Below are 17,629 nucleotides of genomic sequence, written 5' to 3' on the forward strand. Positions count from 1 at the left end.
AACTAACGATCAGACGAACAACCGCAGTACCAACCCGACTCAAGGAGATTCACCATGGCACTTCCCACAAACGTCACCACCGGCACCTGGACCCTCGACCCGTCGCACAGCGAGATCGGCTTCACCGTCCGCCACGCCGGCATCAGCAAGGTCCGCGGTCAGTTCACCGACGCCGCGGCAACCCTGGACCTCGCCGAGAGCGTCACCGACTCCAAGGTTAACGCCTCGATCAAGACCGCAAGCTTCGACTCCGGCGACGCCAACCGCGACGGCCACGTCCGCGGCGAAGACTTCTTCGACGTCGAGACGTTCCCCGAGATCTCCTTCGTCTCCAACGCCATCGTCCCCAAGGGCGACGCCTACGAACTCCAGGGCGACCTCACCATCAAGGGCATCACCCGCCCCGTGACCCTCGAGACCGAATTCAACGGCGTGGCCGTCGATCCCTTCGGCAACACCCGCGCCGGCCTCAGCGCCGAAACCACCATCAGCCGCAAGGACTTCGGCCTGACCTGGAACGCGGTCCTCGAAGCCGGTGGCGTGCTGGTCAGCGACAAAGTTGCCATCAACCTGGAACTGGCTTTCATCGCTCCCGCAGCGTAACTAGTATTCGGTGCAGCCCAGGACCGTTCTTTTCGTCCGGTCCGGGCGGCCGACGCCGGCCCGCCGGTTCCAGCGCCCTGCTTCATCTTCGCGATGAAGCAGGGCGCTGTTGTTTGCGCCGCTGTTGGGCCGTTTCTGTTGCCGGGGGCGGGCACCGAAGCGGCCGCCGGGATAGCCTCCGCGACAGGCCCGCAAGTCCCTAGATAACAGGGATACGGCGGTCTACAGTGAGAGCCATGAGCAACCCGAGTGATGTACCCCCACAGCAGCCGGGCGCCCAGCCTCCGGCGTCGGGCAACGTCCCGCCGGGCGGTCCACAGCAGCCCCCAGTCAATCCGCCGTCCGCTCCCGGCTACCAGCCAACGCCGCCGGGGCATCAGGGCGAGCACGGCTATCAGGCTCCCCCACCGGGGTACCAGGCACCACCGCCCGGCTATCAGGCTCCCCCACCGGGGTATCAGGCACCACCGCCCGGCTATCAGGGCCAGCCTGTGGGACATCAGGGTCGGTCTGCGTCTAGCGGCGGATTCCGCTTCGAGCTGCCCACTGACCGTCCCAGGAATTTCGGCGATGCGCTGCCTATAGGCGGTCTCTCCGGCATGTTCAAGGTCGCTGCGATGCCCACCGAGCTGAAGGTCTCGTACTGGATCTGGCTTATCGGCGGGCTGTTGGGACTCCTCGGTGGAGTCATCGGGCTGTTTGGGTCTTTCGTCCTGATCGCCTTCGCGCCGCCAATCGGACTCCTGGTGCTGCTGCTTGTCATCGTGGCGCTTGCCCTGGCAACCGCTCAGATCGTCTTGGCCATGAAGATGAAGGAAGGCCGGGAGTGGGCCCGCTTCGCCCTCACCATTCTTGTCGGCATCTCCTTGGTGCTGACATTCATCAGCGCCGGGGTCGCCGACGGCCGGGGAGGCGGAGGCCTGCCGGGCTTCATCATCAGCCTGGTGGCGACCGTGCTCATGTGGCTACCGAACGCCCAGGCCTGGTTTGTCGCCAACCGGGGCCGGATCTAGGCCTGCCGCCGCATGCGGAACCCGCCGGATCGTGGCAGCGCCGGAGCGTCCCGGGCGCGGCCGTAGCGGCCCAGGAATGAGGCTTGAGAATACCTCTCCGGAATGATCCACAGGGCGGCCGGGCCGCGGTACGGTTGAGCTAAACCATGCTGGGGGCAGGGCAGGATCTCTGGTCCCGTTGGCCGATTCAGTGATCGACACGCAAAGGACCGCTTATGAGCAACCCGCCAGTCCAGCCCCCACCGCCCAACGGCTCCGAGCCGGGCGGGGAATCCACTCCGGCCTACGGGCAGAACTCCCCGCAGGAGCCGCAGTACGGCCAGAACGCGCCGCAGTACGGCCAGCAGACACCGCCGGCGCCGCAGTACGGCCAGATCGCGCCGCAGACGCCGCCCGCCTACGGCCAGAACGCACCGCAGTACGGCCAGCAGGCGCCGCCGGCCTACGGCCAGAACGCCCCGCAGTACGGCCAGTCCCCCTATGCCCAGTACCCGTCCCAACAACCGCAGGCTCCGGGCACTGCTCCCCAGTTGGTCAATACATCCTTCTGGCTGATCGTCGCAGCCGGAGCCCTGTGGGTCATCTCGATGCTGATGTCTTTGGGAACCCTGGACACCCCCGCCGTCCGGGACATGTTCGAGCAGCAGATGGCAACGAGCGGCGCGAAGGTCGATTTCGAATCCATCAAGGGTGTCCTGATCGGCACCATCGTGGTATTCGCCCTGATCAGCGCCGGGCTCTACGCCCTCGTCGCATTCAATGTCCGCAAGGGCAAGAACTGGGCTCGCATTCTGGGCACCGTGTTCGCCGCCTTGTCGATCTTCAACATCATCCCGCTCAGCCTCGCCACGCTGGCGGCGCTGGTGGGCATCGCGGCCATCGTGCTGCTCTACCTGCCCGCAGCCTCGCCGTACTTCCAGAAGCGGCAGTCCTTGGCCAATCCCTACGGACAGCCCGGAGCCCCCTTCGGGAAGTAACCGGTCCAAGAACCACCCAGCCAAGAACCGCCAGCAGAGAGAACGGTTCGGCGGGTGCGGGAACCGGAGGGCAGGCCGATCCTAGTCGGCGTCCTCCGGGACCTGCGCCCGCTGTGCGTGATAGGCCAGAATCTGCAGTTCCGTTGCCATGTCGACCTTGCGGAGGTTGACCCCCGGGGGAACCTGAAGCATCACGGGCGCGAAGCTGAGGATGCTCCGCACGCCGGCGGCAATCACCCGGTCGCAGATGTCCTGGGCCACCGCGGCGGGCAGGGCGAGGACCACCATGTTGGCACCCGTCCGTTGCAGTACGGGCTCGAGGTCAGCGGCGTCGCTGACCCGCAGCCAGCCGACCTCGCTGCCCACCACCATTTGGTCGGCGTCGAAAATTGCCACAATGTCAAAGCCCCGCGACTCGAATCCGCCGTACCGGGCCAAGGCCTTGCCCAGGTTGCCCGCACCGACGATCGCGACTTTCCAGTCATGCGTCAGCCCGAGCGCAGCAGCGATGTTGCGGTTAAGGTACTGGACCTCGTAACCGACACCCCGGGTTCCGTAGGAGCCGACATAGGAGAGGTCCTTGCGCAGCGTCGAAGAGCTGACCCCGGAAGCCTCCGCCAGCGACTCGGACGAGACCCGGTCCACCCCTTCAGCCAGCAGTGTGGTCAGGGCGCGCAGATAGATGGTCAGCCGGGCCACGGCCGCGGGGGGAATCTGTTTGGCGGCAGTCCCGGCTCCCCCGGGGACAGCCCCGGGAGATGAATCCAGCGAAGTCACTATCTGCTCCATTGCGTCGCGTTGTGCTTCCCACTCTAGAGCCCCCGCGCTTCACGCAACAAAGCACCCCGCCGTCAGGACGGCTCACCGATGATCCGTTGCAGGGTCCGGGTCAGGCGGCCCTCGTCGATCTTCCAGAAATCCCGCTGGACCCCGTTGACCAGCACCACCGGGATCTCCTCGGCGAAGCGCTCCCGCAGCCCGGCGTCGTCGTCCACCGATTTCTCCGACCAATCGATTCCGAGCGCAGCGGTGACGCGGGCGACGGCGGCGCGCGCCTCAGCGCACAGGTGACAGTCAGCTTTGGTGATCAGTACTACATCGGGGATCGACGCGGGTTTGGCCATGCATCCACCGTAGCCCGGCGCCCGCTTCGGCGTCGATGCACGGCGCAGTCGGCCTGGGGCCGGGCCCTCCTGCCGTCGCGTCGCGCGCCCTGCGGGCGGTCCGGGGCCGGTCATTGACTAGACTCGTGGCATGCCCGAGGAGAAATACGTCATTGTGGCCAACGAGCCTGCTGCATCGACGCAGCACGGCGAGGCCGCATTTTTCGACGTCGACAACACCCTCATGAAGGGCGCAAGCCTCTTCCATGTCGCCCGCAAGCTTCACCAGCGCGGCGCGTTCACCCTGCCGCAGGCTGCCGGGTTCGCGTGGAAGCAGTTCATGTTCGTGCTGCGCGGCGAAAACATGGACGATGTCCACGCCGTCCGCGATTCCGCCCTGACGCTGGCTGCCGGCATCACGGCGAAGGACATCGAGGCCCTGGGCGAAGAGGTCTACGACGAGATGATTGAGTCGCGGATCTGGCCGGGCACCAAGGCCCTGGCGGAGCAGCACCTCCGGGTCGGGCGCAAAGTATGGCTCGTCACGGCGACGCCGATCGAGGTGGCCACGGTCATTGCCGCCCGGCTGGGCCTGACCGGGGCGCTGGGCACGGTGGGCGAGATCCTGGACGGCTCGTACACGGGGCGGCTCGTGGGCGAAATCCTGCACGGCCCGGCCAAGGCGGTCGCGGTCCAGAAAATTGCCGAGGACCAGGGGCTGGACCTCAGCCGCTGCTGGGCCTACAGCGATTCCCACAACGACATCCCGCTGCTGAGCATGGTGGGGCATCCCGTTGCCATCAATCCCGATTCCAAGCTGCGCCGTTACGCCCGCGAGCACAACTGGCCGGTGTACGACTTCCGTGCCGGCCGGCGCGCAGCCACCCTGGGATTCAAGGCCGCGACGGTCGGCGGGGCCATTTACGGCCTGTGGCGGGGGTTCTCCCGCTTCCGCGGACCCAGCCGCTAGGCCCCCGCAGCGTTCCGCTGCGGTTTCGGACCGCGCGCCGCGGTTTCAGACGAGGGCGCCGCGGATCCGTGCCGCCTGCGTCCCACGCCGCAGCCGGATTGAAATCTTCCCACCGGGACGGAGCAAGAAAAATGCCCGCCGCCTGGAAGGCAACGGGCATTTCATGCACATCGAAGTATTGCTACTTCTTATTGCGACGCTGGTGGCGCGTCTTGCGAAGCAGCTTGCGGTGCTTCTTCTTGGCCATACGCTTGCGACGCTTCTTAATAACTGAACCCACGAAAGTTCCTTACCGGCTAGATGCAGTACCTGCCTGTTGGGAAGGGTCCGCGGGCTAAGCAGCAGACTGAAACAACGGACAGGTTCTTACAATGACGTAAAACGTTCCTTAACAGGGTACCGCCTCTGCGAGGCACCCCACGACCGCGGGCCCCATGCGGGGCCCAAAGCGGCCAATTCACGCGGTGATTGTTGCCGCTGGCTGTTCAGCCAGTTCCGGCGTGCCCGTCGCTCCGGTCGACGACGGCACCCTTGAGGTACTGTTCGACGGCGTTTTCCGGTACGCGGTAAGAGCGGCCGAACCGCACGGCCGGCATCTCCCCCGAATGCACAAGACGGTACACAGTCATCTTTGATACCCGCATAAGTTCCGCGACTTCAGCCACAGTCAAAAAACGGGCCTTGGAGAAGTTGGCCTCCGTAGACATTTCCTATTCCTTTGCTCAAGCGAACGGCAGCCCCACCTGGTGACATGGCGGTGTGCCGATGCTGAGCCATCTAACAACCATGTGTTAGCAACACTAGTTGCTCATGGTGCCAATGTGAAAGGCTTCCTCAGGAATCCCCACACGATTTCCGCAGGAATCTCCGAAATCTCGCACAGCCCGCGCCTCCTGCTCAACCCTCAGGCACGCGTCCGGCGGGTGCGGGCCGAGGCGGCCAGTTGGCCAAGTACCGACGCCGTAACATCCCAGTCCATGCAGGCGTCCGTGACGCTCTGGCCGTAGACCAGCTGGTCCCGGCCGGCAGCTCCATCTTTGCCTCCGGCCGTGACGTCGGCGTTAACGGCGGCGTTGACCTCAAGGGCCTGCGCCCCACCCACCAGGAAGCTCTCCAGCATGACGCCGGCGATGGCCCCGGCCGCGGCGCCGGCACTTTCCAGCTGGGCACCAATTTCAAGGGCGACCCCGGCCTGACGGTGGTGGTTCTTACCGCTGTTGGCGTGGCTGGCGTCGACGATGAGGCGGGGGTTCAACTGCTTCGCGGCGAGCTTGGCGGAGGCCGCTGCAACGTCGGCGGCGGAGTAGTTGGGTCCCTTGCGTCCGCCGCGGAGGATGACGTGGGTGTCCGGGTTGCCGGCGGTGGCCACAAGGGCGGCCCTGCCGTCGTCGTCGATCCCGAGGAAGGCCTGCGCGGCAGCGGCGGCGCTGCACGCATCCAGCGCCACTTGGAGGTCGCCGTCTGTGCCGTTCTTGAAGCCGATCGGCATGGACAGCCCGGAAGCCAACTGGCGGTGGATCTGGCTCTCCGTGGTGCGGGCACCGATCGCGCCCCAGGCGACCAGGTCCGCGACGTACTGGGGGCTGATGGGCTCAAGGAACTCGGTGGCGGTGGGCAGGCCGAGGGCGGTGATCTGGCGCAGGAACGCCCGGGCCGCGCGCAGGCCCGCGGCGATGTCGTGGCTGCCGTCCAGGCGGGGGTCGTTGATCAGGCCCTTCCAGCCCACCGTGGTGCGCGGCTTTTCGAAGTACGTGCGCATGACGATCAGCAGGTCTTCGCGGTGCTTCTCCGCCTGGCTTACCAGCCGACGGGCGTATTCCAGCCCGGCCTTGGGATCGTGGATGGAGCAGGGACCCACAATGACGAGCAGCCGGTCGTCCACACCGTCCATGATCGCCCGGACCTCGTCCCGGCCCCGTCCCACCACCTCGGCCAGGCGGGCGTCCAACGGCAGTTCCGCCATGAGGTCCTGCGGGGTGGGGAGCGGGGTGAACTCGCTGACGCGCAGGTTCGAGGTGGAGTGCTGGGTGCCGGGGGCTGCTTCGATGCTCATGTTCGGGTCCTGTTCCGGATGCGGAGCGGGCCCTGATCAGAACCCGCCGGAGAAATGGCGAAGGGCAGAGAATAATCTCTGCCCTGTTGGCTCTGAAGGAAAGTTGGTTGCGTGTCAGTTAGACGCGGGCCCCTCCAGAGCCAACGAAAAATACGCATACCAACGGTTAGTCATAGCGTCGAGCTTAGCTCCGGGGCCGCGGCCGGGGCAAACGCCGGGCGTAACAATCCGCCGGGCCCACCGCCCCGGGACGCAGGCCGGCCCTCGAGAGTGCAGTTCTCGTCTGTGTTTGGCGCCAACACTGACGCGGAGGGTCACGTCGACGCACACGGACACCACCTAGAGTGTGAGGAACCCCAGCACGAGCATTCGACCACTCGCTCCGACCACTATGGAGGCAGCCATGACGCACACCGTTCCGCCCGGCAACCCCGAGGCTCCCACCACTCCCGGGGCCACCGCCACGGACACTGGTGCGTCCGCGTCCGGGCAAGGCACAGAGGCGGCGGCCGGCCGCGGACTCCCTGCCGCATTGAAGCGGCGGGTGCCCAAATACGCCGATCTTGCTCCGCTGATGCAGTTCAAGAAGCCGGAGTTCAGCCGGGAGGCCAGGCTGCGCCGTGCGAGCACCATCTGGGACCTGCGGGACATGGCCAAGCGCCGCACGCCCCAAGCGCCCTTCGACTACACCGACGGCGCCGCAGAGGCCGAAATCTCCCTCCGCCGCGCCCGCCAGGCGTTCCTGGACATCGAGTTCCGGCCCGGGGTCCTGCGGGACGTCTCCAGCATCGACCTCCGCACCGACATCCTGGGCGGGCCCTCCCGGCTGCCGGTGGGAATCGCGCCCACCGGATTCACCCGGATGATGCAGTCCGAGGGCGAATACGCCGGCTCCCAGGCCGCCGCGGCCGCCGGCATCCCCTACACCCTCTCCACCATGGGCACCGCGTCCCTGGAGGACGTCGCCGCCGCGGCACCCACCGGCCGCAACTGGTTCCAGCTCTACCTCTGGACAGACCGGGACCGCTCCCTGGAACTGATCGAACGCGCCGCCGCGGCCGGCAACGACACCCTCATGGTCACCGTGGACACCGCCGTCGCCGGCGCCAGGCTCCGCGACGTCCGCAACGGCATGACCATCCCGCCCGCCCTGACGCTCAAAACCGTCCTCGACGCCTCCTACCGGCCCGCCTGGTGGTTCAACTTCCTCACCCACGAACCGCTCACCTTCGCGTCCCTGTCCCGGTACACGGGCACCGTCGCGGACCTGATCAACTCCATGTTCGACCCCACCCTGACCTACGTCGACCTCGACTGGCTGCGCGAGACCTGGAAAGGCAAGCTCGTCGTCAAGGGCATCCAGACCGTCGAGGACGCCCGCAAGGTAGTGGACCACGGCGCGGACGGGATCGTGCTCTCCAACCACGGCGGCCGCCAACTGGACCGGGCACCGATCCCCTTCCACCTGCTCCCCGAGGTCTCCGCCGCGCTCAAGGCGGACCGCAGCGACGCGGCGATCATCCTGGACACCGGCATCATGAGCGGCGCGGACATCATCGCCGCCCTCGCCCACGGCGCCGACTTCACCCTGATCGGCCGCGCCTACCTCTACGGGCTCATGGCGGGCGGACGCGCCGGCGTGGACCGCGCCCTCCAAATCCTGGAAAAGGACATGGAACGCACCATGGCCCTCCTCGGCGTCAGCAAGATCGCGGACCTCACCCCGGATCACGTGCGGATCCTCGGCAGGTAGCCCGCCCGAAATGGGTGGCCGAATGCGCGGGCCGGGCGCGTACGCCGGGAGGCATACGCCGGCGGGACGGGTTACTTCTTGCGGCCGAACTTGGGCAGGTTGGCCAGGAGATCGGCGGCCTTGGTCGCGGCACGGCCCACGGTCCGCCCGATCTGCTGGGGCATCTTGTCCTCGCCTGCCGTTCCCACGGGGATGACGACGGCGGGGCTCAGCGGGCTGCCGGCAGGGCGGGCAACCAGTGCAGCGGCGGGCTCCGCGGCGACTGGCTGCGGGACGGCCGCTGCGGCCAGATTGTCCGGGACGGCGGCAGGAGTGGATTCGGGCTGGCGGGGTGCGGCCTCGTCCGCTGCTACTGCGGGGCCGACGTCGAAAGCCTGCAGCCAGTTGGCGATCCCGGCGAGCGGTTTGGGGTTGAGCGTGTAGTACCGCTTCTGGCCCTGGGCTCGCATGCTCACCAGGTCCGCTTCCCGGAGGACTTTGAGATGCTTGGAAATGGTGGGCTGGCTTGCTTCAAGCTCCTGGACCAGTTCCCCCACTGCTTTGTCTCCCTTGCGGAGGGCTACCAGAATGTCACGCCTGGTTGCCTCAGCAATGACGGCAAATACGTCGTCTGTCACCATGCCCTCCACACTAGCGACATATACGCCAGATGGCATCCACCAATTGCTGCCTGGGGACCGGCCCTTCGCCCGGGCCCGGACCTAGTCGAACCAGGGGTCCAGTCCGTGCAGGGGAAACACTGCTTTGCGGGTGGCCATGATGGTGCGGTCCACCTCGTCGTTGGGGTCGAACCCCACTTCCCAGGACCGCCACCAGAGGTCGACGTCGTCACCCATCGCCTCGGGGGGCTCTACACCGAACTTGGCCCCGTACTTGTCTTTGACATAGCGTCGCCACTCCTCCGGAACCGGGGTGCGCAGCGGTACCGGCCGCCCGGCGGCGATGGCTATCAGGTGGCTCCAGGACCGCGGAACGACGCTGACGACGTTGTAACCGCCGCCCCCTGTGGAAATCCACCGGTTAGCGCAGTACCGCGCGGCGAGGTTGCCGATGGCCGTGGCGGCCTCGCGCTGGCCATCCACACTGATGTTCAGGTGGGCGAGCGGGTCAAGCCGGTGCGAGTCGCAGCCGTGCTGGCTGACGATGACTTCCGGCAAGAACGCGCCAATAAGTTGGGGCACGACGGCGTGGAAGGCCCGCAGCCACCCGGCGTCCGCGGTGCCGGCCGGGAGTGCCACGTTCACCGCGCTGCCCTGCGCGTTCGGGCCGCCGATCTCGTTGGCGAACCCGGTGCCCGGGAAGAGGGTCAGCCCGGATTCATGCAGCGAAATAGTCAGCACACGCGGATCGTCCCAGAAGATGCTCTGCGTGCCGTCCCCGTGGTGAGCGTCGACGTCGACGTAGGCCACGCGCTGGACGCCGCCGTCGAGAAGCCGCTGGACCGCGAGGGCGGCGTCGTTGTAGATGCAAAAACCGCTCGCCCGGTCCCGGGAGGCGTGGTGCATCCCGCCGCCGAAGTTCACGGCCCGCACCGCGCTGCCGTCCAGGATGGCTGCGGCCGCGAGCAGGGAGCCGCCAGCCAGCCGGGCGCTGGCCTCGTGCATGCCGGCAAAGGCGGGATCGTCCTCGGTTCCCAGCCCCCTGGCGTGGTCGGGGGTGTCCGGGTTTTCGCTGACGCGCCGCACGGCCGCCACGAACTCCGGGCTGTGGACCGCGCACAGCTCCGCGTCGGAGGCGACGTCCGGTGCGGCCACCGTGACGTGGTCCAGATCCAGCAGCCCCAGGCTGCCGGCCAGCTTCGCGGTGAGCTCCATGCGCTCCGGCGCCATCGGGTGGGAGTGGCCAAAGTTGTAGGCGGTCATGGCAGGAGCCCACACCACCGTCGTTGGCAGCGCGGTCTGATCGAGTCCGGGCAGGAATGTCATCAATCACAGGCTACCCGAGCGGTCCCCGGCTTCCCGCGCCTGCAGGGGTGCTCCCCGCGGCCATTACCGAACTTTAGTGGTTTACTACTTGGGGAAGCAGTTTCAACCGAGGAAAAACATGACGCAAAGCCAGTCGAGGTCCACGAGCCCGGCCAACTGGCAGCCAGGTATGCCGGAGCGGGAAGGCCTGTGGATCTTCACACGCCTGCGGGACTTCATTGACGGCATCGCAAACAGCTCACCTGCCCGCCTGGCACTCTCGGCGTTCGGCCTCGTGATCCTGGTCTTCACCGCTTTGCTCTCGCTGCCCTTAGCTTCCGCGACGGGACAGGTCACACCACTCCATCAGGCGTTCTTCACCGCGGCCTCCGCTGTCTGCGTCACGGGCCTGACAGTGGTCTCCACGGCTGTGCACTGGTCCTTCTTCGGCCAGCTCGTGATCCTGGTCGGCATTTTCGTGGGCGGCTTGGGCACTTTGACCCTCGCGTCGCTGCTGGCGCTCATGGTCAGCAAGAGACTCGGTGTCCGCGGCAAGCTGATCGCCCAGGAGGCCATGAATGCCGGCCGGCTCGGCGAAGTCGGCACGCTGCTCCGGATCGTGATCGTGACCTCCGTGGTGATCGAGGCGGCCTTGGCGCTGGCTCTTATCCCCCGCTTCCTGATCCTCGGGGAGAGCTTGCCGCAGGCTCTCTGGCACGGCATCTTCTACGCAATTTCATCTTTTAACAACGCCGGTTTCACCCCGCATTCGGACGGAATCGTCCCCTACGAAACCGATCTATGGATCCTCGTCCCGCTCATGCTCGGCGTGTTCTTGGGCAGCCTGGGCTTCCCCGTTGTCATGGTGCTGCACCAGAACGGGCTGCGGTGGAAGAAATGGAACCTTCACACCAAGCTGACCATCCAGGTCTCCTTCATCCTCCTCGCCGCCGGAACGGTCCTCTGGGGCTTCCTGGAGTGGGACAACCTGCGCACCATCGGGGACATGGATCTCGGCGACAAGATCACGCATGCGCTGTTTGCCTCAGTCATGCTGCGCTCCGGCGGCTTCAACCTTGTGGACCAGAACCACATGGAGTCCACCACCATGCTGCTCTCCGATGCCCTCATGTTCGCCGGCGGCGGCTCGGCCTCCACGGCCGGCGGCATCAAGGTGACCACCATCGCGGTGATGTTCCTGGCCATCGCCGCCGAGGCCCGCGGCGACGCCGACGTGAAGATCTACGGTCGCACCATCCCGGAGGGCACCATGCGCGTGGCCATCTCGGTGATCGTCGCCGGCGCCACCCTCGTCTCGGTCTCGGCCCTCCTGCTCCTGCACATCAGCCATGCCTCCCTGGACCGGGTCCTGTTTGAAACCATTTCCGCCTTCGCCACGGTGGGCCTAAGCACCAACCTCAGTGCAGAGTTGCCGCCGTCGGGCGTTTACGTCCTCGCTTTGCTCATGTTTGCCGGGCGCGTCGGGACGGTCACCCTTGCCGCAGGCCTGGCCCTGCGCCAGCGCAGCCAGCTGTACCACTACCCGGAAGAGAGACCCATCATTGGCTAGTTCCTCAGGCGCCGTCAACCGCCCCGCCCACAACGCCCCCGTGCTGGTGATCGGGCTGGGCCGTTTTGGCGCCTCCACCGCAGAGCAGCTGGTCAAGCAGGGCCGGGAGGTCCTGGCCATTGAACGCGACCGCACCCTCGTCCAGAAGTGGGCGAGCGTCCTGACGCATGTCGTGGAAGCCGACGCCACGAACATCGACGCCCTCCGCCAGCTCGGCGCCCAGGAGTTCAGTTCCGCCGTCGTGGGCGTGGGCACTTCCATCGAATCCTCGGTGCTGATCACCGTGAACCTCGTGGACCTCGGGATCGAACACCTCTGGGTCAAGGCCATTACGCCCTCGCACGGCAAGATCCTGACCCGGATCGGCGCCAACCACGTCATCTACCCGGAGGCCGATGCCGGCGTCCGCGCCGCGCACCTGGTCTCCGGGCGCATGCTGGACTTCATCGAGTTTGACGACGACTTCGCGATCGTCAAGATGTACCCGCCGCGGGAGACCGTGGGCTTCACCCTCGATGAGTCCAAGGTCCGTTCCAAGTATGGCGTCACGATTGTGGGCGTGAAGTCCCCGGGCGAGGACTTCACCTACGCGCGGCCGGAAACCAAGGTTTCCTCGCGGGACATGCTCATTGTTTCGGGCCACGTGGACCTGCTCGAACGATTCGCCGCCCGCCCCTAGGCCACAACCGGCGCACACCGGTGCCTGGAATCACGCCTGTAGCGCCCGGGGCCACGGCCGGTGGCCCCGGTGTCCGCTTGGAAGCGGGTGGCCGACCGGGCAGGTTCAGGCCAGCTGCCGGGTGATTTCTGCCGCGCGCGCTGCGGCCGCGCGGGCGCCGTCGGCGATGATGCCCGGCAGTCCCCGCTCGTCAAACATGGCAATGGCCCGTTCGGTGGTGCCGTTCGGGCTGGTGACCGCCTTGCGCAGGCTGGAGGGATCCGCGCCGGGCTCGGCCAGCATGAAGCCCGCCCCGGCGACCGTCTCGCGGGCCAGCAACAGGGACAGCTCCGGATCCAGGCCCAGTTGCGCGCCGGCCTCCGCCATGGCCTCCGCCAGGTAGAAAGCGTAGGCCGGGCCCGAGCCGCTGATCGCGGAGAGGGCGTCCACCTGGTCCTCGGGAATCTCCACCACCGTGCCGACGGCTGCGAGGATGTCCTTGGCATGCTGGAGCTGCCCGGCGGAGCAGTTGGTCCCGGGAGAGACGGAGACGACGCCGCGGCCCAGCTTCGCCGGCGTGTTCGGCATGGTGCGGATGACCGGCTGGCCGGCCGGCAGCGCCGCCTCCAGTTGCGCCAGCGACACCGCGGCCGCGACGCTGATGACGATCGTGTTCGGTGACAGGGACTCACTGATTTCCCGGGCCAGATCGGCGATACCCACGGGCTTGACGCCAAGGATCACGACGCCGGAGCCGGTGGCCGCCTGCTTGTTGTTGTCGGGTTCTTCTTCGCCCGCGATGGCCGTGATCCCGTGGTGGCGCTGCGCCAACTCGGCCGCACGCTCGGCCCGGCGGACAGTAGCGACGATATCGGCCGGGTCCACGCCGCCGTCGATCAGCCCGCCGAGGATTGCCTCGTTCATTGACCCACAGCCCAGGAATGCGATTCGGTTGCTCATGTCCCCATCATTGCAGTCGGACATGATTCCCAGCCAGCTCACACGTTCACCGCAGTCAGCGCACAACTTGGGCCCCTAACGTAGGAGCTACCTCATTGAGGGTGCGAGTGATGCAGCAGGCATGCGGATGCCAGCGCGGCACCGGTGGTTTGCAGCGGATTTTTCCCATTTTTCCCGCAGCGGACCGCCGGTGCCTTTGCTTTTTAAGGACCCAGCGGCGGGCGGGCACAGGTACGCCAAGGGACGCCGTCGAATTGCCAGCAAACGCACAGGGAAATTTCGCCGGACGCCCATGATCGGCCTCTACCTTGGAAAGTGCCTCAACAGGTGCGAGTGATGATAGTCGGCTCCCCGGAGCCGTCGGCGCGCCGGGCGATTGACAGCAGAGTTCCCCCAAGTCCTGCTCCAATCGCCCGGCGCTACTCCTTTTAACCGGCATTAACCGGCCCGCACCAGGGCGCGGGCGGGCCGGTGCCTAACCGGCCCCGCCGAACGCCGGGCTGCCGAGCTTGTCCTCCAGGAACCGGCGCTCCGCGGCGCTTCCTGCCAGCGCCAGGGCCCGCCTGTAACCCTGGGCGGCCTCCGGATAGCGGCGCAGGCGCATCAGGAAGTCCGCGCGGACGGCGTGGAAGAGATAATAGTTCTCCAGCGGCAGTTCCTCCACCGCGGCCAGCGCCGCACCCGGCCCGCGCAGTTCGGCAAGGGCGACCGCGCGGTTCAGTGCCACGACGGGTCCGGGCGCGACGGCCAGGAGCTGGTCATACAACTGCAGGATCTGCGTCCAGTCCGTGTCCGCGGCGGCCGGGGCGTCGCTGTGGACGGCGTTGATCGCCGCCTGGAGCTGATACGGGCCGGGACGGTTCCGGCGCAGGCACCGGCGCACCAGCTCCTTGCCTTCGGCGGCCAGGGCGCTGTCCCAGCGCCCCCGGTCCTGGGCCGCAAGCAGCACGAGTCCGCCGTCGGGGGCAAACCGGGCGGCGCGGCGGGACTCAATGAGCAGCATCAGGGCCAGCAGACCTGCCGCTTCCGGCTCGTCCGGCATCAAGGAGGCCAGCAACCTGCCCAGCCGGATGGCTTCCGTGCAGAGCTCCGCACGGGCCGGGCTGTCCGCGGGGCCCGCGGTGTAGCCCTCATTGAAGATCAGGTAGAGGACCGCCAGCACCGATTGCAGCCGCTCGGGCAGTTCGGCGCCCTGCGGGACACGGTACGGGATCTTGGCATCGCGGATCTTCGCCTTCGCCCGGACCAGCCGCTGTGCCATGGTCGCCTCCGGCACCAGGAAGGCCCGGGCGATCTCCGCCGTCGTCAATCCGCCCAGCAACCGCAGGGTGAGCGCCACCTGGGCGGACCTGGCCAGGGCGGGGTGGCAGCAGGTAAAAATCAGCCGCAAAGTGTCGTCGTCCACGTCCTCGACTCCTGACTGTTCCGCCAGGAACTGCTCTTCAGCGGCCGGCGCGGGTCCGGTCCCGGACCCCGCCGCCAGCCAGGCCGCCTGCGCATGTTTGTCCTCGCGGGACGTCTCCCTCCGGAGCCGGTCGATCGCCCGGCGCCGCGCCGTCGTAATGATCCAGCCGGCCGGGCTGGGCGGGATGCCCGCCGACGGCCAGTGGTGGACGGCCGCAGTAAAAGCATCCTGGACGGCGTCCTCGGCAATATCGATGCTCCCGAACGTCCGCGTCAGGACGGCTACGGCGCGGCCGTATTCGAGCCGGAACACGCGGGCAATGTCCGCCTCGGTCGCGCCGTCATGTGCACCATGGTCGCCCACAGCAGCCCCGCCCGCCCGGCTAGTGCTGGAAGGGACGGACTTCAACGGGAAGAGTGGTGGCGCCGGCCAGCTTTCGCGCCCAGCCGAGGGCCGCGTCCAGGTCTTCGGCCTCGATCACGGTGAATCCGCCGAGGTGCTCTTTGCCTTCGGTGAACGGCCCGTCGGTCACGAGAATCTCGCCGCCGTTGGGCCGGAGGACCGTGGCGGACCCCGCGGGGTGGAGTCCCGCGGCGAACACCCAGGCCCCCGCCGCCTGCATTTCATGGTTCAGGGCCGCCAAGTCACGCATGATCGGTTCGAGGAACTCAGGGTCCGGGGCGGGGCCGTCAGGCTGGTAAATGCTGAGCAGGTACTGCGTCATTTCGGGTGCCTCCTTGGCGAATCAGCCGGCGGGGTGCCGGCCTCTCAGCAATTACACGATCGGGGACGCTCCGGATCGACACAGTCGCAGGCCGGGCTGTCTCAGGAGGCTTTTTCCGGCGACTGGAGCCGCGCCGGCGGTTGCTCCGCCACATGCGGCGCGGGATCGACGGGCCCCTCAAACACCAACTGGTCCAGGCGGCGGAGGATGAGTCCCTCACGCAGGGCCCACGGGCACGTCACCAGGCTGTCGAACTCAAACATTTCCAGTGCCGCTTCCGCCACCAAGGCGCCGGCGAGGACCTGCGGCGCGCGGGCCTCGGAGACGCCGGGCAGGTGCAGCCTGTCCCCCACCTCCATGGCCGAGATCCGTTGCGCCCAGAGCCCCAGGTCCAGGGCCAGCAGCTCCCGCTTGACGTAGGGCCCGGCGGCGCTGGGGGCGGCGCCGGCGATCCTGGCGAGGGACCGGAACGTCTTGGACGTGCCCGCCACGAGATTGGGTCGGCCCAGCTTCTCGAATTTGCGCACCGCGGGTTTGAGCGTGGATCGGATGTAGCGGCGCAGCTCCTTGATGCTCTTGGCCGAGGGCGGATCCTCGGGCAGCCAGTCGCGCGTCAGCCGGCTGGCGCCGAGCGGAACGGACATCGCCAGCTCGGGCAGCTCATCCTGTCCGAGGGCCATCTCGAAGGAGCCACCGCCAATGTCCAGGTTCAAGATGGGCCCGGCGCCCCAGCCGTACCAGCGCCGGACGGCGAAGAACGTCATGGACGCCTCTTCGCTGCCGGAGAGCTCCCGGAGGGTGACGGTGGTTTCATGCTTGACCCGGGCCAGGACGGCAGCGCCGTTGGTGGCCTCGCGGATGGCCGAGGTGCAGAACGCGAGGAGGTCGTCGGCCTTGTGCTTGGCCGCGAATTCCCACGCTTCAAGGACGAACTCGACGAGTTCATGCTGCCCGGCGTCGTTGATATTGCCGTCGTCGTCGAGGAACTGCACGAGCGAGAGCCGCCGCTTGTGCGAGGCGTAGGGGACCGGACGGGCGCCGGGATGGGCGTCGACCAGCAGGAGATGGACAGTGTTGGACCCGATGTCGAGGACGCCTAGACGCATGGTGCCATTATTCCCCCCACGGAGCGGCTGGCCTAGCTGCGACGGCAGTATTCGCGAAGAATGGCGCTCTTCGCGAATACTACCGACGCGGCGGGCTTAGGCCGGGTTTCCGTCCTGCACCGGCCGGTCCGCTGCCCCAGCAGTGGGCTGGGCGGCAGCGCCGTCAGTGGGCTGGGCGGCAGCGCCGTCGGCGGGCTCATCCGTGGGCTTGAAGTCACGGCGGATGTTGGCCACGCCCTCCGGGTCGATTTCAAAGCCATAGGCTGCCCCGGGGTTGATCACCATGCCGAGCTCGGCGCCGAGGTTGCCGATGATCGCAGCGCCCTGCGTGCCCAGCACGTTCGGGGCGGCGGCGAGATACTGCTCGGTGACGCGGCTCGGGTGCGAGAAAACGGCCAGGACGGGCTTGCCGGAGGAGTTCGCGAGGACCAGCGGCTCGACCTGCGAGTCGGGGCCTTCCAGGGCGTCGGAGCTGACCACGTAGACCTCGTTGTTGAGGAAGGCGAGAATCACGTCCACCGGGTTGGCGTCCGGCTGCTCCCCCCGGGCAAGCTGCTCCTCGAGTTCGTTCAGCGGCTGGTTGTCCAGGTGTGCGGGCTGTTCAGTCATATTCCTACTCGATCACGTCCACGGCCGGTCCGCAAACGCGAAATCGCCGGAAACCAGCGAATTCGCCGGTAATTCCCTGTGTGTCAGGCTGTTGTGTGACAGGTTCCCTGTTGCTGGAGCCGGTGCAGTGCGGGGAAAGGTCCATCATGGATTTCGTTATGCCTGTTCGTGTTTCGAACCGGAAGCACTTCACTACCGACCAGAAGCACGCGATGCTGGAC

The 17,629-nt window shown here is 67.2% G+C and carries 18 protein-coding genes and 1 pseudogene; 7 read left to right on the forward strand and 12 right to left on the reverse strand.

Annotated elements, in window-relative coordinates; all coding sequences use genetic code 11:
- The first annotated feature begins 54 nt into the window (after window positions 1-54).
- The 3 genes from AC1DKQ_RS02845 (at window position 55) to AC1DKQ_RS02855 (ending at window position 2,593) form a co-directional block, all read left to right on the forward strand.
- Window positions 55-603: a YceI family protein gene (locus AC1DKQ_RS02845; protein ID WP_476918162.1), complete on the forward strand. Its 549-nt coding sequence runs from the start codon at window positions 55-57 to the stop codon at window positions 601-603.
- Window positions 604-1,202: 599 nt separating this feature from the next.
- Complete coding sequence (locus AC1DKQ_RS02850; protein WP_476918163.1) at window positions 1,203-1,616, forward strand: hypothetical protein; 414 nt, start codon at window positions 1,203-1,205, stop codon at window positions 1,614-1,616.
- Between the two features lie 215 nt (window positions 1,617-1,831).
- Window positions 1,832-2,593: a hypothetical protein gene (locus AC1DKQ_RS02855; protein WP_476884478.1), complete on the forward strand. Its 762-nt coding sequence runs from the start codon at window positions 1,832-1,834 to the stop codon at window positions 2,591-2,593.
- A gap of 81 nt (window positions 2,594-2,674) precedes the next feature.
- Here the strand turns inward: AC1DKQ_RS02855 and AC1DKQ_RS02860 are convergent, their stop codons facing one another.
- Together AC1DKQ_RS02860 and AC1DKQ_RS02865 are read right to left on the reverse strand one after the other, a co-directional pair.
- On the reverse strand, window positions 2,675-3,370 hold the full coding sequence (locus AC1DKQ_RS02860; RefSeq protein ID WP_476884477.1) for a redox-sensing transcriptional repressor Rex: 696 nt from the start codon (window positions 3,368-3,370) through the stop codon (window positions 2,675-2,677).
- Window positions 3,371-3,444: 74 nt separating this feature from the next.
- The gene (locus AC1DKQ_RS02865) at window positions 3,445-3,717 is read right to left on the reverse strand and encodes a glutaredoxin family protein (RefSeq protein ID WP_476884476.1); all 273 of its coding nucleotides are present in this window, start codon (window positions 3,715-3,717) and stop codon (window positions 3,445-3,447) included.
- Between the two features lie 130 nt (window positions 3,718-3,847).
- Here AC1DKQ_RS02865 and AC1DKQ_RS02870 point away from each other — a divergent pair, with 130 nt between their 5' ends.
- Complete coding sequence (locus AC1DKQ_RS02870; RefSeq protein ID WP_476884475.1) at window positions 3,848-4,666, forward strand: HAD family hydrolase; 819 nt, start codon at window positions 3,848-3,850, stop codon at window positions 4,664-4,666.
- Window positions 4,667-4,847: 181 nt separating this feature from the next.
- On the opposite strand, the gene AC1DKQ_RS02875 is transcribed toward AC1DKQ_RS02870, so the two are convergent.
- The 3 genes from AC1DKQ_RS02875 to AC1DKQ_RS02885 form a co-directional block, all read right to left on the reverse strand.
- Window positions 4,848-4,946: a 30S ribosomal protein bS22 gene (locus AC1DKQ_RS02875; protein WP_003792170.1), complete on the reverse strand. Its 99-nt coding sequence runs from the start codon at window positions 4,944-4,946 to the stop codon at window positions 4,848-4,850.
- Between the two features lie 205 nt (window positions 4,947-5,151).
- Complete coding sequence (locus AC1DKQ_RS02880; RefSeq protein ID WP_090574680.1) at window positions 5,152-5,373, reverse strand: helix-turn-helix domain-containing protein; 222 nt, start codon at window positions 5,371-5,373, stop codon at window positions 5,152-5,154.
- A gap of 197 nt (window positions 5,374-5,570) precedes the next feature.
- Window positions 5,571-6,719 (reverse strand): 3-deoxy-7-phosphoheptulonate synthase, encoded by a 1,149-nt coding sequence (locus AC1DKQ_RS02885; protein ID WP_476918164.1) that lies wholly within the window; start codon window positions 6,717-6,719, stop codon window positions 5,571-5,573.
- Between the two features lie 403 nt (window positions 6,720-7,122).
- Here AC1DKQ_RS02885 and AC1DKQ_RS02890 point away from each other — a divergent pair, with 403 nt between their 5' ends.
- A complete protein-coding gene (locus tag AC1DKQ_RS02890; protein ID WP_476884473.1) occupies window positions 7,123-8,472 on the forward strand; it encodes an alpha-hydroxy acid oxidase in 1,350 nt (449 codons plus the stop codon).
- Between the two features lie 71 nt (window positions 8,473-8,543).
- On the opposite strand, the gene AC1DKQ_RS02895 is transcribed toward AC1DKQ_RS02890, so the two are convergent.
- Together AC1DKQ_RS02895 and AC1DKQ_RS02900 are read right to left on the reverse strand one after the other, a co-directional pair.
- Window positions 8,544-9,092, reverse strand: coding sequence for an ArsR/SmtB family transcription factor (locus AC1DKQ_RS02895; protein ID WP_476884472.1), 549 nt, complete (start codon window positions 9,090-9,092; stop codon window positions 8,544-8,546).
- Between the two features lie 81 nt (window positions 9,093-9,173).
- A complete protein-coding gene (locus tag AC1DKQ_RS02900) occupies window positions 9,174-10,397 on the reverse strand; it encodes an acetoin utilization protein AcuC (RefSeq protein WP_476918165.1) in 1,224 nt (407 codons plus the stop codon).
- 118 nt (window positions 10,398-10,515) lie between these two features.
- Between AC1DKQ_RS02900 and AC1DKQ_RS02905 the strand changes: the two genes are divergently transcribed.
- Together AC1DKQ_RS02905 and AC1DKQ_RS02910 are read left to right on the forward strand one after the other, a co-directional pair.
- Window positions 10,516-11,946 carry a TrkH family potassium uptake protein gene (locus AC1DKQ_RS02905; protein ID WP_476884470.1) on the forward strand — a complete coding sequence of 477 codons (1,431 nt, stop codon included), beginning with the start codon at window positions 10,516-10,518 and terminating at the stop codon, window positions 11,944-11,946.
- 40 nt (window positions 11,947-11,986) lie between these two features.
- On the forward strand, window positions 11,987-12,625 hold the full coding sequence (locus AC1DKQ_RS02910) for a potassium channel family protein (RefSeq protein ID WP_026266712.1): 639 nt from the start codon (window positions 11,987-11,989) through the stop codon (window positions 12,623-12,625).
- Between the two features lie 105 nt (window positions 12,626-12,730).
- Here the strand turns inward: AC1DKQ_RS02910 and proC are convergent, their stop codons facing one another.
- The 5 genes and pseudogenes from proC to AC1DKQ_RS02935 all read right to left on the reverse strand — a co-directional run.
- Window positions 12,731-13,564, reverse strand: a complete 834-nt coding sequence (gene proC / locus AC1DKQ_RS02915; RefSeq protein ID WP_476884469.1) for a pyrroline-5-carboxylate reductase — start codon at window positions 13,562-13,564, stop codon at window positions 12,731-12,733.
- A gap of 475 nt (window positions 13,565-14,039) precedes the next feature.
- A complete protein-coding gene (locus tag AC1DKQ_RS02920) occupies window positions 14,040-15,332 on the reverse strand; it encodes an RNA polymerase sigma factor (RefSeq protein ID WP_476918166.1) in 1,293 nt (430 codons plus the stop codon).
- Window positions 15,333-15,351: 19 nt separating this feature from the next.
- Window positions 15,352-15,693: a YciI family protein gene (locus tag AC1DKQ_RS02925; RefSeq protein WP_476884467.1), complete on the reverse strand. Its 342-nt coding sequence runs from the start codon at window positions 15,691-15,693 to the stop codon at window positions 15,352-15,354.
- Window positions 15,694-15,794: 101 nt separating this feature from the next.
- Entirely contained in the window at window positions 15,795-16,799 is a 1,005-nt protein-coding gene (locus AC1DKQ_RS02930) for a Ppx/GppA phosphatase family protein (RefSeq protein WP_476884466.1), read from the reverse strand.
- A gap of 195 nt (window positions 16,800-16,994) precedes the next feature.
- Window positions 16,995-17,408 (reverse strand): annotated as a pseudogene (locus tag AC1DKQ_RS02935) (SseB family protein); the annotation flags it as partial.
- Between the last annotated feature and the right edge of the window lie 221 nt (window positions 17,409-17,629).

The sequence above is a fragment of the Arthrobacter sp. 05L421 genome, assembly GCF_056397785.1.

Bases quoted from the DNA above. Each gene is read 5' to 3' on its own strand.
- AC1DKQ_RS02925 (WP_476884467.1), bottom strand. From the start codon at position 15,693: ATGACGCAGTACCTGCTCAGCATTTACCAGCCTGACGGCCCCGCCCCG.
- AC1DKQ_RS02845 (WP_476918162.1), top strand. From the start codon at position 55: ATGGCACTTCCCACAAACGTCACCACCGGCACCTGGACCCTCGACCCG.
- AC1DKQ_RS02870 (WP_476884475.1), top strand. From the start codon at position 3,848: ATGCCCGAGGAGAAATACGTCATTGTGGCCAACGAGCCTGCTGCATCG.
- AC1DKQ_RS02900 (WP_476918165.1), bottom strand. From the start codon at position 10,397: ATGACATTCCTGCCCGGACTCGATCAGACCGCGCTGCCAACGACGGTG.
- AC1DKQ_RS02855 (WP_476884478.1), top strand. From the start codon at position 1,832: ATGAGCAACCCGCCAGTCCAGCCCCCACCGCCCAACGGCTCCGAGCCG.
- AC1DKQ_RS02865 (WP_476884476.1), bottom strand. From the start codon at position 3,717: ATGGCCAAACCCGCGTCGATCCCCGATGTAGTACTGATCACCAAAGCT.
- AC1DKQ_RS02850 (WP_476918163.1), top strand. From the start codon at position 1,203: ATGTTCAAGGTCGCTGCGATGCCCACCGAGCTGAAGGTCTCGTACTGG.
- AC1DKQ_RS02885 (WP_476918164.1), bottom strand. From the start codon at position 6,719: ATGAGCATCGAAGCAGCCCCCGGCACCCAGCACTCCACCTCGAACCTG.
- proC (WP_476884469.1), bottom strand. From the start codon at position 13,564: ATGAGCAACCGAATCGCATTCCTGGGCTGTGGGTCAATGAACGAGGCA.
- AC1DKQ_RS02930 (WP_476884466.1), bottom strand. From the start codon at position 16,799: ATGCGTCTAGGCGTCCTCGACATCGGGTCCAACACTGTCCATCTCCTG.
- AC1DKQ_RS02905 (WP_476884470.1), top strand. From the start codon at position 10,516: ATGACGCAAAGCCAGTCGAGGTCCACGAGCCCGGCCAACTGGCAGCCA.
- AC1DKQ_RS02895 (WP_476884472.1), bottom strand. From the start codon at position 9,092: ATGGTGACAGACGACGTATTTGCCGTCATTGCTGAGGCAACCAGGCGT.
- AC1DKQ_RS02890 (WP_476884473.1), top strand. From the start codon at position 7,123: ATGACGCACACCGTTCCGCCCGGCAACCCCGAGGCTCCCACCACTCCC.
- AC1DKQ_RS02880 (WP_090574680.1), bottom strand. From the start codon at position 5,373: ATGTCTACGGAGGCCAACTTCTCCAAGGCCCGTTTTTTGACTGTGGCT.